The organism is Pseudarthrobacter sp. alpha12b, assembly GCF_054130495.1.
Genome location: NZ_CP196746.1, coordinates 4412665 through 4428146, shown reverse-complemented (window position 1 = coordinate 4428146; position 15482 = coordinate 4412665). Strand labels below are relative to the sequence as shown.

The following is a 15482-nucleotide window of genomic DNA, read 5'->3' as shown; positions in this document are numbered from 1 at the left end:
GTCCACCCCCTTGACGGATGCGCGGATTAGTGCATCAGGTGAGCGCTCCCACGGGGGATGTGACACCGCCGAATCCTCGTTTGCGCCTCTTTGCGGATAGGCTATGGGCTGAAAAAGACTTCAAATTTCTTGAGGAGTACGTGACGTGCGTTCCACTGCGATGAACCGGGCCCAGCGCGGCAAACTGGCACTGACGGCTGCTGCCCTTGGCGCCAGCCTGCTGACCGCGGGCTGCGGTTACATCACGCCCCAGCAGACCAGCCATCAGTACTCCGCCTCGGACGGCATCCGTGCGGACCTCGGTCCGCTGCAGCTGCGGAACATCCTCATTGTCTCCACGGGCGAAAACGAGCCCGGCCGCCTGATCGGTGCCGTCTACAACTCCTCCTCCAAGGACGTGAAGCTCACCGTCAACGGTGCAAAGGGCTCACAGACCGAGGTTCCGGTGAAGGCCAACTCCTACACCCTGCTGAACGAGAAGTCGGATGAAGCCATCCTGAGCACCACCGGAGGCAAGCCGGGCTCCCTGGTGGACGTCAAGATCAGCGAGAACGGCACCAACGTCAGCAACACGGTCAAGGTTCCTGTCCTGGACGCCACTTTGAGTGAGTACAAGGACTACGTGCCCACCCCGAGCCCGTCGGCGACGCCCTCCTCCTCGACCAGCGCCAGCCCGTCAGCCAGCGCCGGCTCGTCCGCCGGTACCGGCTCTTCCGCCAGCGCCACCCCGAGCGCAACGGCGACCGCCACCAGCCGCTAGGCGCACAGCGGGCACTGCACTCTGCCCGGCACACCAACCGGCAGGCATAACGAAAGGGAGGGCCCTCAAGCCCTCCCTTTTGTTATGCCTGCTTCTGTTCTTCCGCCGGGAGGCGCCCTACGGCTCGAATTTGTACCCGAGGCCGCGGACGGTGACCAGGTAGCGCGGGGCCGAGGGATCCGGCTCGATCTTCCCGCGGAGGCGCTTTACGTGGACGTCAAGGGTCTTGGTGTCGCCAACGTAGTCGGAGCCCCATACCCGGTCGATCAGCTGCCCGCGTGTGAGCACCCGGCCCGAGTTGCGCAGGAGCATCTCCAGCAGTTCGAACTCCTTCAGCGGAAGCAGGACCTGTTCGCCGTCCACGCTCACCACGTGCCGTTCGATGTCCATCCGGACGGGCCCGGCCTGGACCGTGGCGGAGATCAGTTCTTCCGGTTCGCCCTGGCGCCGCAGGACCGCCCGGACACGGGCCACCAGTTCACGGGAAGAGTACGGCTTGGTGACGTAGTCGTCGGCGCCGAGCTCCAGGCCCACCACTTTGTCGATTTCCGAGTCCTTGGCGGTCAGCATGATCACGGGAACGCTTGAGCGCTGGCGGAGCTGGCGGCACACCTCCGTGCCGGAAAGCCCGGGAAGCTGCAGGTCCAGCAACACCAGGTCGGCGCCGTTGCGGTCGAATTCGGTAATGGCGTCCAGGCCGTTGTCCACCACCTCTACCTCGAACCCCTCTTTGCCCAGCAAATAGGACAAGGGATCGCTGAACGATTCCTCGTCCTCGACAATCAAAATCCTGCTCAAGCGCTAGCTCCTCGTTCTGTTGCGCCGGCGGCGCGGGGTACTTGGGTAAGAGTGGGCTGTTCCGGCGCCCCGTGCGCCGGCGCCAGCGCGTCGGAGATGGAAGGTCCGGCGTCGCCGTCCTGCCCTTCCATTTCGGGCAGCCGGAGGGTGAAGGTGGATCCCTGCCCTGGCTGGGACCAGAGCGTCACTTCACCGCCGTGGTTCGATGCCACGTGCTTGACGATGCTCAGGCCCAGGCCGGTGCCGCCCGTCTGGCGGGAACGGGCCGCGTCCACCCGGTAGAAGCGCTCGAAGACGCGTTCCTGGTCCTCAGGGGACAGCCCCTCCCCCTGGTCGGTCACGGAAATGGAGACCAGGCCGTCCCTGGACCGTACGCCGATGCCAACGCGGGTGTTGGCCGGAGAGTAGCGGATGGCATTGTCGATGAGGTTCCGCAGCGCCGTCACCAGGAGGTCCTGGTCCCCGAACACCTTGCCTTCGGTGCGGCCGCCCACCACGATGCTGATGTTCTTGCTTTCGGCGGGCAGCTGCGACCGGTCCACGGCCTCGGCGATGACCGCATTGATGTCCACGGGACCGCCCTGCTGCGTCACGCTGGCGCCCTGCAGGCGGGAAAGTTCGATGATGTCCTGCACCAGGGCGGCCAGGCGGGCGGACTCCTTGTGCATGCGCTTGGCGAAGCGGCGGACAGCTTCTTCGTCATCGGCGGAGGACTCCAGGGCCTCCGCCAGCAGGGAGATGGCGCCCACCGGGGTTTTCAGTTCGTGCGATACGTTGGCCACGAAGTCGTTGCGGATCTCTTCGGTCCTGGTGATCTCGGTCCGGTCATCGGCGAGGAGCAGGATGTATTCCTCACCAAGCATGGCCGCCCGGACCTGGACGATGATGGTTCCCTGTCCCAGCGGCCCGCGCGGAAGCTCAAGCTGCTTTTCCAGGATGACGCCGTCCCTGCGGACCCCTGCCGTCATGTCCAGGAGTTCCTTGTGCACCACGGTGTGCCCGCGGACCAGGCCGTACGCATAGGCCGCGGGGCTGGCCCGGACCACGCCATCGACATCGTCCAGCACCACAAAGGCGCGTCCGACGACGGCGAGCACCTCCGCTGCGCCGGCTGGCAGCGCAAGCTCCCCGGCATCGACGTCCAGCAGTTCGCGCTGCTTCTCGCTGACCCGGTAGGCAAGCACGCCGAACGTGCCAAGCGCCAGGCCGATGAGGCCGGCAACCAGACCAATGAGCATAGGATCCACAGCTCCACTTTATGCTCTTGCCTGGAGCCTCCCCCCGCCTTCAGGCACTTCCGGCGAATGGTTCAACTAACGTTCACCTGTGTGGGCATAATCGTTTACCGGGCGATGACAAAGTTAGAGGTCAGAGCGCCCAACGGCGACACGATTCCTGCTGCCCCGGAGCGGCCGGCGGGAGTTCCAAGGAAAGGACGCCCACGTGCGTAAGGTTTTTCAGGAAGAGCTCACCCAGGTTGGTGACCAGCTGGTGGAGATCTCGCGGCTGGTCAGCGAAGCGATGGACAAGGCCACTACCTCATTCCAGGTAGCGGACGTGGACCTCGCCCAGGACGTCATCGCTGCGGATGCACGCATTGACTTCCTGCAGAACAGCCTTGATGAGCGGGCCATCGATATCCTGGCGCTGCAGGGTCCTGTCGCCAGCGACCTGCGCATGATCGTAGGTTCCCTCCGGATGAGCGCATCCCTCGAGCGCATGGGCGACCTCGCCCGCCACATCGCGCAGCTGGCCCGCCTCCGGTACCCATCCACCGTGATTCCGGCGTCCATGACGGAGACCTTCAACCGGATGGCCGAACTCGACCAGGAGATCGCCGACAAGCTGACGGTCCTGCTGGAGAGCCGTGACCTCGAGGTGGCCAGGGACATCCTTAAGGCGAACACGGCCATCAATGATCTGCACTTGAGCGTCTTCAAGGCCATCGCGGCTCCCGAGTGGTCCGAGTCCCCTGCCACCACGGTGGACGTTGCCCTCGCCAGCCGCTACTTCGAGCGTTTCGCCGACCACGGCGTTTCCGTCGCCCAGAAGGTGACGTACCTGGTTACCGGTGCGTGGCAGCCGAACGCCACGGAGCACAGCTAACCCGCTGGAGTTCTTAGGGAATTACGACGGCGGGCTGGTCACCTGAGGTGACCAGCCCGCCGTCGTATGCGTTAACGCCTTATTTCTTGCCCTGGTTGGCTACTGCCAGGATGGCCTGTTCGGCGGCCTCGGGGTCGAGGTAGGTGCCGCCGGGCTTAATCGGCTGGAAGTCGTCATCGAGGTCGTAGACCAGCGGGATGCCGGTGGGGATGTTCAGGCCGGCGATGGCTTCATCGCTGATGCCGTCCAGGTGCTTGACCAGCGCGCGGAGCGAGTTGCCGTGGGCGGTGACCAGGACGGTCTTGCCGGCCTTGAGGTCTTCCTTGATGTCCGATTCCCAGTAGGGCAGGAGCCGCACCAGGACGTCCTTCAGGCACTCGGTGCGCGGTAGGGCATCGCCCAGGTCCGCGTAGCGGGGGTCATGGGCCTGCGAGAACTCGGAGTCATCGGACAGGGGCGGCGGCGGGGTGTCATAGGAGCGGCGCCACTCCATGAACTGCTCTTCGCCGTATTCGGCCAGGGTCTGTGCCTTGTCCTTGCCCTGCAGCGCACCGTAGTGGCGTTCGTTCAGGCGCCAGTCGCGCTTGACCGGGATCCAGCCGCGGTCCGCCTTGTCCAGGGCGATGTTCGCGGTGTTGATGGCCCGCTTCAGCAGGGAGGTGTAGAGGACATCCGGGAGGATGTTGTTTTCCACCAGCAACTCGCCACCACGCGCTGCTTCCGCGCGGCCCTGGTCGTTCAGGTCAACGTCCACCCAGCCGGTGAACAGGTTCTTGGCGTTCCATTCGCTGTGGCCGTGGCGCAGCAGAATCAGCTTGTAAGTCATGATTTTCATCCTAGCCGAGCAGTGTTGCCGCCCGCCCAGCGTTACAAGGCTCCCCGCCTGTTGTCCCGCTACGGGCAGGACACCGCCCCGGAGGCAGGGATAGGGTTGGGCAGTGGTTCAAAAGGCTGAACGGGTGAACGCCCCACAACTATCCGGGAGGACGTCCGCCGCGAGGCAGGGCCGGCCGGTGGGCAACGTGACCCGCGGCACCACCAACCCCAACCGCATGCGCCGGGTGGACCGCTGGCTGACGGGACCGCAGGGCTGGCGCCTCCGGTCCGCGGCCGACCCTCTCGTCGTTGACCTGGGCTACGGCGCAACGCCCGCCACCGCCGTCGAACTTTATGAACGGCTCGCCGCCATCCGGCCGGACGTGCGGGTCTGCGGGATTGAAATTGAGCCCGAGCGCGTCCGGGCAGCGCTTCCGCTGCAACGTCCCGGGCTGACCTTCCACGTGGGTGGCTTTGAACTGCCCGTTCCCGGGCGCCCTGTCCTGGTCCGTGCCTTCAATGTCCTGCGGCAGTACGAGGAAGCCGACGTTCCGGGCATCTGGCGGCTGGTGCAGGACCGGTTGACCCCCGCGGGCTTGTTCATCGACGGTACGTGCGATGAAATCGGGCGGCGCGTCACGTGGGTGGCGCTGGATCGGGACCGCCCGCTGTCCCTGAGCATCTCGGTCCGTTTCGGCAGTTTCGACCTGCCATCGGAGGTGGCTGAGCGCCTTCCCAAGGCCCTGATCCACCGCAATGTCCCCGGCGAACCGGTCCACGCCTTCATGCAGGCGATGGACAGGGCATGGCTTGAAAGAGCGCCGCTCGCCTCATTTGGCAACAGGCAGCGCTGGGTGGGCATGTGCCGAAGCCTGCGCGCGGCGGGCTGGCCGGTCCAGGACGGCCCGGGCCGGTGGCGGCTGGGTGAGCTGACGGTGGACTGGGAGTCAGTGGCCCCGCGTCACCAAGGGCCGTAGGGGCCCATGTTGCGGCTGCCGCCGCGACCTGCGTCCTTCACTGCGGGACGGACATCAGCCAGGTAAACGGAGGCCGCGACAACCGCGGCCAGGCCGAACAGGCCCAGGGTGCTGAACAGTCCTCCGCCGGTCCCGAACAGGGAAATCACGCCAACCAGGGCCGACCCGCCGGTCAGGGCCAGCCAGAACGTCTTGGTCCGTTTGCCAGTGGCTTCGAAGGCATTGGCCCGGTGCCGGGCACAGTCGACGAACGCCCACAGTTCAAGCCCCAAGGCCACCAGGCCGAGGATAAAGAACACTGCCTGCTCTACATACGCGATTATGATTCGACCGTCCACAAGCCCAGCCTAGCCGTCCAGCGCGTCCAGCGCCTGCTTCAGGTCAGCCCACAGGTCCTCGACATTTTCCACCCCGACGCTCAGCCGTACCAGGTTCTCCGGGACGCTGGTGGGTTCGGCTGAGTGCCGGCGCCGGCGTTCGATGAGGGACTCGACACCGCCCAGGGACGTGGCAGGCAGCCAGAGGTCCAGTGCCTGCACCAGTTTGTCCGCCGCGTCGGCACCGCTGAGCCCTGCCGAGGGCGCCACCTGGATGCAGATGATGGAACCGAACCCCTTCATCTGCGCTTTGGAGCGGGCGTGGCCCGGATCGGTATCCAGCCCCGGGAACCGGATGGATTCGATGGCGGGGTGCGCGGCGAGACGTTCCGCCAGGACCATCGCAGACTCCTGGGACCGCTCCACGCGCAGCGCCAGGGTCCGCAGTCCCCGCAGCGCGAGCCATGCCTCAAAGGGACCGGCGATGGCGCCGTGAATGATGCGGTGGTGGAGCAGCGCGGAGCGGATGTCCGGGTTGGATGTGACCAGCGCACCGAGGACGACGTCGGAGTGCCCGGCAAGGTACTTCGTCACCGAGTGAAGGACGACGTCGGAGCCAAGCAGCAGGGGCTGCTGCACCAGGGGCGTGGAGAAGGTGTTGTCCGTGACCACGATCGCGCCGGCCGCATGTGCGGCCTCCGCGACGGCGGCCATGTCAGCGATTCCCAGCATGGGATTGGTGGGGCTCTCCAGCCACAACATCGCGGCGGCTTTCGCCGACGGGCCCTTGGGTGCAAGGGCGGTCTTGACTGCATCGGTGTCGGCAATGTCCACGGTCCGGAGTTCAATGAAACCCTTTTGGGCGAGTTCCGTGGCCATCACCAGGGAGCCGGAGTAGCTGTGGTTGGGCATGACCAGCACCCCGCCGGCAGGGATCAGCGACAGTGCCGAACTGACCGCCGCCAGGCCCGACGCGTAGAGCAGGCCAGGCAACGCGGATCCTTCGAGCTGGCCCAGCGCCTCCTCGAAGGGATCCCAGGTGGGGTTGGAGTAGCGGCCATAACCCCGGTCCCCGTCACCGAGCGGGCCGGTGCCGAAGTAGGTGGAGGAAAGGGTAATGGGAGGATTGACCGGCTGGTCCCTTTCCCGTGGCGGACGCCCTGCCGCCACCACCACCGTCTCGGGAGAAAGGGACGCGGCCTGGTGCTCGGAAAGACTCATGGTCAAAAGCGTACTGTTCCGGCCAATTGGGCCGAAAAGTGGTGTCATTTTGTGGACGCTGGTACATCCACCCGTCCTGCACAGGGGGTACACGGAGACCAGGAATGTCGTCACGCCTCGGTAGGCTTGAGTAGTGAACAAACAGAGGGCCGGTGTATTCATCGCATTCGAAGGTGGCGATGGTGCCGGCAAGTCCACCCAGGCGGCCCGGCTTGCGGCGGCACTGGAATCCCGGGGCTACACCGTGCTGCGTACCCGGGAACCCGGCGGCACCCCCGTCGGCGAAAAGCTGCGCTCGCTGGTGCTGGACCACGGCAACGGCGACATCGATGCCCACACGGAAGCCCTCATCTTTGCTGCTTCCCGGGCAGCCCACGCCACGCAGGTCATCCGCCCCGCACTTGGCCGCGGCGAGATTGTGCTGACCGACCGGTACATCGACTCCTCCGTGGCCTACCAGGGGGCCGGCCGCGACCTGGGCCAGGACGCTGTGCGTTCCCTCAATGAGTGGGCCACGTCGGGCCTCCAGCCGCACCTGACTGTCCTCCTGGACGTTGACCCGGAGCTGGGGCGCCGCCGCCGGACCGTGGACCAGGCAGCCGAAGACCGCCTGGAATCCGAAGCGGACGAGTTCCATACCCGGATCCGGGACGCTTTCCTTGACCTGGCAGCGAGCCGCCCCGCCTCGTATCTGGTCCTCCCGGCCCACCTGCCGGTCGATGAGCTGGCGGAGCGGATCCTCGCCCGGGTCGGTTCCCTGCTTGATGTTCCCCTGGCAGGATCGCAGGATGCTGTTCCGCAACCAACTGCGCGGGGAGCAGCCAAGGACGGCGGTGGCTCGTGACCGTCTGGGATGACCTCCAGGGCCAGCCCGCCGTCGTCGAACAACTGCGCCAGGCCGCAAGCGGCGAAAGCCTGACCCATGCATGGCTGTTCACCGGGCCCCCGGGGTCCGGCCGCTCCAATGCGGCCAAGGCGTTCGCCGCTGCGTTGAACTGTGACCAGGAGGATGTGGGCCTGCGTGGCTGCGGGCAGTGCCAGGCGTGCCACACGATCCTGGGCGAAACCCATTCAGACGTGACGTTTGTCCGCACGGAGAAAGTCACCATCACCATCGACGAGGCCCGGGAACTTGTAGCAACGGCGGGAAACCGGCCGTCTTCAGGGCGTTGGCGGATCATCGTGGTGGAGGATGCCGACCGCATGGCCGAACGCACCACCAACGTGCTGCTCAAGGCCATCGAGGAGCCCACGCCCCGCACCGTGTGGATGCTGTGTGCGCCGTCGCCGGCCGACGTCCTGGTCACCATCCGCTCGCGCTGCCGCAGCGTTGCCTTGCGGCTGCCCCCCGCCGCGGACGTTGCCGCCCTGCTGGTGAGGCGCGACGGCGTCGACCCTGCCCTTGCCGAACAGGCGGCCCGTGCAGCGCAAAGCCACGTGGGCATCGCCCGCCGGCTGGCCAGGGATCCCGCCGCAAGGGAACGCCGACTGGAGACGGTCCGCTTCCCGCTTGGACTGCGCGGCGTAACGGCCGCAGTCATGATGGCGGACAAGCTGGTCAAAATCGCCACCGCAGAGGCCAACAGCTCCAACGAGGAGCGGGACGCCGCGGAGAAGGCCGCCCTCCTGGCCACGCTGGGAGCGCCGGAATCCGGAACCCTGCCGCCGGCCATGCGCAGCCAGCTGAAACAGCTCGAAGACGACCAGAAGCGGCGGGCCAAGAGATCCATCACGGACTCGCTGGACCGGACGCTCACCGATTTGCTGTCCTTTTACCGGGATGTGTTGGTCATCCAGTTGGGGAACGCCGTGGAACTGGTCAACGTTGAGCTGAGGAGTGAACTGGATGAGTTCGCCGCCCGCAGCACTCCGGAAGCCACGCTGGCCCGCATGGACGCCATCAACAAAGCCCGCGAACGCATAACCACCACCAATGTTGCCCCGCTGCTGACCATCGAGTCCATGGCGGCCAGCCTGATCCAGCCCTCCAAGGAGACCCGATGACTGCCCGCCCCCTGCCCGCACGCCACAGGTCCCTAACGGTCGCCGTCCGCGCCGCGGGTGCCTTGGTCCTGGCCATGGTCCTGGCCTCGTGCAGCCTCCTCAACGGCGGCGGCAAAAACCAGCCGGAGGCGGCCACCGCCAAAGCCGATCCTTCGATCGTGGCCTCCGCTCCTGCCGGGCTGGAAAAGTTCTACTCGCAGGAGATTGTCTGGCAGCCCTGCGAGGGGGAATTCCAGTGCGCCAAAGTAACGGTGCCCATGGACTACGCGAATCCTGGCGGTGACACCATTCAGCTGGCTGCGCTGCGGGCTCCGAGCACCGGCAAGAAGACCGGCAGCCTCCTGGTCAACCCCGGCGGTCCGGGCGCCTCGGGCTACGACTTCGTCAAGGACGCTGCCGGAACCCATTTTTCGGCTGCTGTCCGCAACGCCTATGACCTTGTCGGTTTCGATCCCCGCGGTGTGAAGCGCTCCGCTCCCGTCACCTGCATGACAGATGCTGAACGCGACGCCTCCCGGGCCAAGATCTACGCTCTCGAAACCGATGCCGGGCTCCAGTCGGCACTGGCGGACAACAAGGCCATTGCCGCCCAGTGCGCGGCGCAAACAGGCCCGGTCCTGGCGCATATTGACACCGTCAGCGCCGCCAAGGACCTGGATGTGCTCCGTGCCGTGGTCAACGACACCAAACTGAACTACCTGGGATACTCCTACGGCACGTTCCTGGGTTCCACCTACGCCTCGCTGTTCCCGGACAACGTGGGCCGCATGGTCCTTGATGGCGCACTGGACCCATCCATCACAAATGAAGAGCTGACCAGCGGCCAGGCCCGCGCCTTCGAAAAAGCGCTGCACACCTACGTCGCCAGTTGCCAGAAGCAGGGCAAGTGCCCGCTGAGCGGCGATGCCGACTCCGGCGTGCAGCAGATCCGGGACCTGATCAACGCCGTCCAGGAGACGCCCCGCACGGCCAAGGACGGCCGGCTTGTCAACGCAACCACGTTTGTCAGCGGCCTGATCACCCCGCTTTACAACGACCAGAGCTGGCCGGCCCTCACGCAGGCGCTGGAGGCCGCCATGTCCGGAGACGTAAGCCTTATGCTCCGGCTGGCCGACCTCGGCGCCGACCGCGCCTCCGACGGTTCTTACACATCCAATTCGACCTTCGCCTTCAACGCAATCAACTGCCTTGACTACCCCATGGTTTCGGACGCCGCGGGCATGCGGGCGGAGGAAAAGCGGCTGGAACAGGATTCCCCAACCCTCGGCTATTTCTTTGCCTACGGCGGGACCACGTGCGCGGACTGGCCGTATAAGAACGTCCGCACACCGGCGCCGGTGGAATACACCGGGGGCTCCCCCATCGTGGTCATCGGCACCACGGGCGACCCCGCGACCCCCGTTGACTGGGCGGCATCATTGCGCAAGCAGCTGGGCAACGCCTCGCTGCTGACCTGGAAGGGTGAAGGGCACACCGCTTACGGCCGCGCCAACAGCTGCCTTGAGGACTCGGTGGACAACTATCTGGTGAGCGGCAAAGTTCCGGCCGACAACACGGTGTGCTGATGGCCCCGGCAGCTTCCGTCCGTCCCATTTTGACCGGGGCGAGGGGACTCTATTACAGTTGACTCTTGCATGAAGCGCCCGGTTCCGCCGGGAAATTCATGCGGTGCTTCCTTAGCTCAGTCGGTAGAGCGTTTCACTCGTAATGAAAAGGTCATCAGTTCGATTCTGATAGGAAGCTCGGGATAAACCCCGGACAGCCCTTGGTTTAGGGGTTTCCGGGGTTTTTCGCTGGTTAAGCGGTGAAGTTATTCCGGAGGACGGGACGCAGGGCAGGGGTGTCCTGGGAAATGTGCCCTGACTTCCCGAGCCTCTTCAGTCGTGCATGTTGAGCGAGACTTGGTTTTCGTCGATGCACAGCCGGATGGAAATCTTGTTCTTGTAGCCATCGGCGCAGTCCGGCCTGTAGACCGTGCCTATTTCCAGGTCGTAGCCGGTGGAGGCCACCAGCTCCGGAAGACTGAGGGGCCCGGGTGTCTCCCAGGCCCTGTAAAGGTCATGGCAGGAGTGGTCGAAAGGGATGCAGGTGATGTCGTGGCGGGGGTCGTCTCTCCCGAGCAGTTTCCAGTCCCGTGCCGGAATTCCGTCCGCGATGGAAGTTAGCCTGTTGATTTTGATGGACTCGTTGACCGTGGCGATTCCAAACAAAAGGATCAGCGGCACGGCGACTGAGCCGGCTGCCAGGAACCAGGGCCAGCGCGGGCTTCGCTTGTGAGGCAAGGCTGGTCCCTGCACATAGTTGAATTGCTCCATCTGTCCCCCAACCGTGGATATGTCACTCCTATCCAAACATGCGCAGAGAGCGCCGGTAGCCTTCGGACCAAGCCCGGAAACAAACCCGGGGCCGGCATCTTCTGGGTGCCAGCCCCGGTTCAGCGGATCAGGATGCAGGTTTTTCCCGGGGAAGATGGGGTTTTTCGTGCCCCGGGACGGCAGGCAACCTCACGTGGCCCGCGGCCAGCGACAATCAACCGGCCGGTCCCGCGCCGCGGCGGGTCAGGCCTGGTCAGGCATTCGGAGCCTCATCTATCTTCGATCGGATGAAGTCCTGGTCCTCGCGGGAAACGGCTGCCTCACCGTGCCGTCCCGTAGGAAAGCTCTCGCCGCATTCCTTGGAGATGACCGCAGTGATCGTCCGTGGAAGGATCTGGCACCCGGGGTTGTCGATGAGCCACTTCCGCGTGGCCGGTTCAAGGCGGCCCCAATGGTCTTTGAGATTCATTGCTGGATGTTGCCTCCGTGTTCAGGTACCAGAGCTGGCTCTGCAGCGGGCGCTTTGCCCAACCCAAACCACACGTTAACGCGGGCATTGACGGAGGGCACAGGGACCAAAGTCCCTGCCACAGCCCTTTATTACGCCCGCCGCCCCGGCGTAGGGCAAGGTTCAGGAAACGGCAAGGCAGCCAAGGTATCCTCCCGGTATGATCCCCCGCTTCCACGCTGCTGTTCCGCGCGCCACGGCCGGCGACACTGCAAGTCCGGCAGACTGCAGCCTCGCCGCACGTGCCACGTCCGCATGCCCCGGCAGAGGAAGCCGGACACGCGCCATAGACCCGTCACGGAGTAGGAAGTAGCTGTGGAACCACATGTCCCGCGGCACCTGAGCCAGGACGGGAAAGGCCCCGGCCGCCGGGCGGTGCTGCTGGCGGCAGTGCTGACGTTGTCCGCGGCGGTGCCGGACCTGCAGCCGGACAATCGGCACGCGTCCAGTGCACCGGACGTGCCCGTGCCCGACGACGGGGCAGCAGACGTCAACCCGACGGTCCTGAACACCGGCCCCGACGGTGACGCGCCCGCCCCCAGCACGCCGGCAGCACCTTTGCCGTCACGGGCCCAGATCGTCGACACTTATGGGAAGCACCAGGCACGATACTGGGGCCTGGAGGCTCCCGGCGTCCTGACGCGGCTGCCACCCGGATCGCAGGGAATCGCACTCACCTTTGACTTTTGCGGCGGCCCCGGCGGCAGCGGCTACGATCAGGCGCTGCTCGACACACTGCGCCAACGCCACATCCCGGCCACGCTCTTCCTGAATTCGCGGTGGATCGCAGCCAACCCCGCCACGACCCGGCAGCTGGCAGCAGACCCGCTCTTTGAGGTGGCCAACCACGGGACTTCACATAAGCCGCTGTCGACCACCGGCAACACGGCCTACGGCATCCCGGGCACCCGGAACGCGGGGGAAGTCTATGACGAGATCATGCCGAACGACGGCGCCCTCGCAGGCATCACGGGCAGGCGTCCCAGATACTTCCGCCCCGGCACTGCCTATATGGACGACGTCGCCACGGACATCCTGGGCGCGTTGGGCGTGAAGCCGGTGGGCTTCAGCATCAATGGCGACGGCGGGGCAACCTATCCCGCCGGCGTCGTCGCCAAGGAGGTGGCAAAAGCCCGGGCAGGGGACGTGGTGATTTGCCACGGCAACCACCCCAACGGCGGAACAGCGGAAGGCCTGAAACAGGCTGTGGACAAGCTGCTGACAGCAGGAATGTCCTTCACCCATTTGCCCTAAGGCATTTGCCTTAGGCGCCGCCCGCCTCCGCTGGCGGGCTGGCTGCCGATCCGATACGTTGACAGGAAGCCCTCCCCGGCCGCATCGGGTGGACCCGTCCGGCCGCCGCCAAGCGTTAGGAACTCCGCATGCCGGACCAACAGAACATCCCCGCAATCGGCTGGGTTCCCGCTTGGGCAGACCTTGAGGAACGAAGCGCTGTCCCCGTCGGTGCGGGCTTCGTTGTCGAGGCCGCCTCGGGGCAGGGATCCGAAGTTCGGGAATACGTGGTGGCCTGGCCCGGTCCTGACGCTGGGAAGCTTGCCGGCATGGCGGCAGGCGGGCACGGTCTGCTCCTCACCCTGCTTTGCGCGGATGCCGAAGCCGACGCCGCAAGGGGCGTGGCCCCCGGCGGCCTCGCTGCTGCGGCTGAGCGGGTTCTGCTCATGGCCGCCACAGCCGGGCTGAACTCGGAAGTGGAGCTGCCGGAAAACTCGCAGGTGGCTTTAGCCCCCATGGAGACGTTCGACGCCGTCGAGATCACCGTCTTCGACCACCCCGTGGCCAAGGGACGCATCCAGGTGCGTGACGATTTCGCGGTGGTGGCCATCACCGGGCTCCCCCAAGGACCGGAGAGGGAGGCACTCGAACGGGCCCTGTTCGCGGCGATGGCGGAGGAGGCGTTCCTCCATGGCGCCGAGTACCTGCATATGGTGGTCGAGCCGGATGCCGCCGCTCACTACGAGGCATCCGGCTGGACTGTGACGGGCCGTCTGCTGGGTTTCGAAAGGAACTGACGACGGCGGTCCAGCCGTCTGGGTCCGGGCGGCCGCCTCGTCCAGCGGACTCTTCGCTCCCTCTATTACGCGCGGTCTGCCGCCCCTAAAATCGAACGATGGTGACACCTCGGAGAGCCGTGCTCCGTGACCGTCGTGGTGACGCATTGCGGGTGTGGTGGGACGCCGTCCGGGTCCACCGGCAGGGCCAGGCTGCGGTCCACGCCCGTCAGCGGGAGCGGCTCGCGGAGTTGGTGGCGTTCTCCCGCCAGCATTCGGCGTTCTACCGGGACCTCTACCAGGGGCTGCCCAATCGGGTCGAGGACGCCACCGTTTTACCGGTGACGGACAAGCGGCAACTGATGGCCCGGTTCGACGAGGTGCTCACTGATCCGGCAGTCACCCGCGCCGCCGTGGAGGACTTCGTAGCGGATCCGGCCCGGATCGGGGAGCGGTTTGCCGGCAAGTACCTGGTCGCCACCACGGCCGGCACCACGGGCACCCGGGGCCTGTTCGTACTCGATGACCGCTACTGGGCGGTGACATCGGGGCTGATAGCCCGACTGGGAGCGGACTGGCTGTCGCCGGCCCAACTGGCGCAACTGGTGGCACGTGGAGGGCATTTCGCCGGCGTAGTCGCCACCCGCGGGCATTTCCTGTCCGTGGCCGCGGGCACCCGGGAGAGGAAGGAAAAGCCCCGGCGCCACCGCCGGCTGCGGATCTTCCCGGTCCATCGTCCGCTGCCAGAACTGGTGGCCGGGCTTAACCTGCTCCGGCCGGTCCTGCTCGGCAGCTACGCGAGCGTGCTGCGCCTGCTGGCAACGGAACAGGAATCCGGCCGGCTCCGGCTGCACCCGAAGCTTGTGCTCAGCACTGCCGAGGGCCTCCCACCAGACGAGCGGGCACGCGTGGAGCATGCCTTCTCGGCGCCGGTGCGGGAGGTTTACGGCTGCACCGAGTCCAGCTATGCCGCGGCCAGTTGCCGAAAGGGCTGGCTGCACCTCATTGAGGACTGGGTGATCCTCGAACCCGTCGACGCCGACTACAACGCTGTGCCACCGGGGGTGGTCTCGCACACGGTGCTCATCACAAACCTGGCCAACAGGGTCCAGCCCATCATCCGCTATGACTTGGGCGACCGCGTGTTAGTGAGACCTGTCGCATGCGAGTGCGGCAACCCGGCGCCGGCCTTGCTGGTTGAAGGGCGGGCCTCCGACGTGCTCACCTTCCCCACCGCTGACGGTAAAGGCCAGGTGGCGGTGCCACCACTCGCGCTGGGATCCGCCCTGGACCGGACCCCGGGGGTGGGACTGTTCCAGATCGTCCAGACCGCTCCCACTCGCCTGTCCGTGCGGCTGCTTCCCGAACCGGGCGGCGAAACCGACCTCGTGCATGCGGCCGTACTGGAAGGGATCAGGAACCTGCTCACCGGTCTCGGCCTTGCCCATGTCGCGGTGGAACCTAGCGAAGAACTTCCCCAACAGTCGGCAGGGGGAAAGTACCGGGTCGTCATTCCCCTTTCACCCACGAACGGCTCGACGTTCCCGTCGTCATGACACCTGGGCGAGTGCGACGAGCCCTTCCCCGCCTCGCTCCCTGGGCGGGCGGGGTACTGAACCTGCATCCGCCGGCCATGAAGCCTTCCCAGCCG

General features: G+C 66.0%; 16 protein-coding genes and 1 tRNA gene. 10 read left to right on the top strand and 7 right to left on the bottom strand.

The features are described from left to right. The first annotated feature begins 160 nt into the window (after positions 1-160). Positions 161-760: a hypothetical protein gene (locus tag ACTAQI_RS20600; RefSeq protein WP_457951118.1), complete on the top strand. Its 600-nt coding sequence runs from the start codon at positions 161-163 to the stop codon at positions 758-760. A gap of 117 nt (positions 761-877) precedes the next feature. Here the strand turns inward: ACTAQI_RS20600 and ACTAQI_RS20595 are convergent, their stop codons facing one another. Continuing rightward, positions 878-1558: a response regulator transcription factor gene (locus ACTAQI_RS20595; protein WP_142119926.1), complete on the bottom strand. Its 681-nt coding sequence runs from the start codon at positions 1556-1558 to the stop codon at positions 878-880. Beyond that, positions 1555-2796, bottom strand: coding sequence for a sensor histidine kinase (locus ACTAQI_RS20590; protein ID WP_457951117.1), 1242 nt, complete (start codon positions 2794-2796; stop codon positions 1555-1557). Before ACTAQI_RS20590 ends, ACTAQI_RS20595 begins: the two co-directional genes overlap by 4 nt. Before the next feature lie 205 nt (positions 2797-3001). Here ACTAQI_RS20590 and phoU point away from each other — a divergent pair, with 205 nt between their 5' ends. Then, a complete protein-coding gene (gene phoU / locus ACTAQI_RS20585) occupies positions 3002-3664 on the top strand; it encodes a phosphate signaling complex protein PhoU (RefSeq protein WP_159632912.1) in 663 nt (220 codons plus the stop codon). Between the two features lie 79 nt (positions 3665-3743). On the opposite strand, the gene ACTAQI_RS20580 is transcribed toward phoU, so the two are convergent. Next, complete coding sequence (locus ACTAQI_RS20580) at positions 3744-4490, bottom strand: phosphoglyceromutase (protein WP_457948383.1); 747 nt, start codon at positions 4488-4490, stop codon at positions 3744-3746. A 133-nt stretch (positions 4491-4623) separates the two neighbouring features. Between ACTAQI_RS20580 and ACTAQI_RS20575 the strand changes: the two genes are divergently transcribed. Next, positions 4624-5457 carry a class I SAM-dependent methyltransferase gene (locus tag ACTAQI_RS20575; RefSeq protein ID WP_457948382.1) on the top strand — a complete coding sequence of 278 codons (834 nt, stop codon included), beginning with the start codon at positions 4624-4626 and terminating at the stop codon, positions 5455-5457. Here ACTAQI_RS20575 and ACTAQI_RS20570 read toward each other — a convergent pair. Further along, the gene (locus tag ACTAQI_RS20570) at positions 5442-5795 is read right to left on the bottom strand and encodes a DUF2516 family protein (RefSeq protein WP_457948381.1); all 354 of its coding nucleotides are present in this window, start codon (positions 5793-5795) and stop codon (positions 5442-5444) included. The two genes, ACTAQI_RS20575 and ACTAQI_RS20570, sit on opposite strands and share 16 nt — an antisense overlap. Before the next feature lie 9 nt (positions 5796-5804). After that, positions 5805-6995, bottom strand: coding sequence for a trans-sulfuration enzyme family protein (locus tag ACTAQI_RS20565; RefSeq protein WP_457948379.1), 1191 nt, complete (start codon positions 6993-6995; stop codon positions 5805-5807). Positions 6996-7128: 133 nt separating this feature from the next. On the opposite strand from ACTAQI_RS20565, the gene tmk reads away from it, so the two are divergent. The 4 genes from tmk to ACTAQI_RS20545 all read left to right on the top strand — a co-directional run bounded on the left by tmk (position 7129) and on the right by ACTAQI_RS20545 (position 10742). Next, positions 7129-7839 (top strand): dTMP kinase, encoded by a 711-nt coding sequence (tmk, locus tag ACTAQI_RS20560; protein WP_457948377.1) that lies wholly within the window; start codon positions 7129-7131, stop codon positions 7837-7839. Beyond that, positions 7836-8999 (top strand): DNA polymerase III subunit delta', encoded by a 1164-nt coding sequence (locus ACTAQI_RS20555; protein WP_457948376.1) that lies wholly within the window; start codon positions 7836-7838, stop codon positions 8997-8999. Before tmk ends, ACTAQI_RS20555 begins: the two co-directional genes overlap by 4 nt. Then, positions 8996-10564 (top strand): alpha/beta hydrolase, encoded by a 1569-nt coding sequence (locus tag ACTAQI_RS20550; protein ID WP_457948375.1) that lies wholly within the window; start codon positions 8996-8998, stop codon positions 10562-10564. The genes ACTAQI_RS20555 and ACTAQI_RS20550 overlap by 4 nt, the downstream gene beginning before the upstream one ends. A gap of 105 nt (positions 10565-10669) precedes the next feature. Next, positions 10670-10742, top strand: a tRNA-Thr gene (locus ACTAQI_RS20545). Between the two features lie 134 nt (positions 10743-10876). On the opposite strand, the gene ACTAQI_RS20540 is transcribed toward ACTAQI_RS20545, so the two are convergent. Together ACTAQI_RS20540 and ACTAQI_RS20535 are read right to left on the bottom strand one after the other, a co-directional pair. Next, the gene (locus ACTAQI_RS20540) at positions 10877-11281 is read right to left on the bottom strand and encodes a hypothetical protein (RefSeq protein WP_457948374.1); all 405 of its coding nucleotides are present in this window, start codon (positions 11279-11281) and stop codon (positions 10877-10879) included. A gap of 286 nt (positions 11282-11567) precedes the next feature. Further along, positions 11568-11783, bottom strand: a complete 216-nt coding sequence (locus ACTAQI_RS20535) for a hypothetical protein (RefSeq protein ID WP_457948372.1) — start codon at positions 11781-11783, stop codon at positions 11568-11570. Between the two features lie 354 nt (positions 11784-12137). Between ACTAQI_RS20535 and ACTAQI_RS20530 the strand changes: the two genes are divergently transcribed. The 3 genes from ACTAQI_RS20530 (at position 12138) to ACTAQI_RS20520 (ending at position 15387) form a co-directional block, all read left to right on the top strand. Then, positions 12138-13076 carry a polysaccharide deacetylase family protein gene (locus ACTAQI_RS20530; protein ID WP_457948370.1) on the top strand — a complete coding sequence of 313 codons (939 nt, stop codon included), beginning with the start codon at positions 12138-12140 and terminating at the stop codon, positions 13074-13076. 128 nt (positions 13077-13204) lie between these two features. Continuing rightward, on the top strand, positions 13205-13852 hold the full coding sequence (locus ACTAQI_RS20525) for a hypothetical protein (protein WP_457948369.1): 648 nt from the start codon (positions 13205-13207) through the stop codon (positions 13850-13852). Positions 13853-13950: 98 nt separating this feature from the next. After that, on the top strand, positions 13951-15387 hold the full coding sequence (locus ACTAQI_RS20520; protein ID WP_457948367.1) for a phenylacetate--CoA ligase family protein: 1437 nt from the start codon (positions 13951-13953) through the stop codon (positions 15385-15387). Positions 15388-15482: the final 95 nt, after the last annotated feature.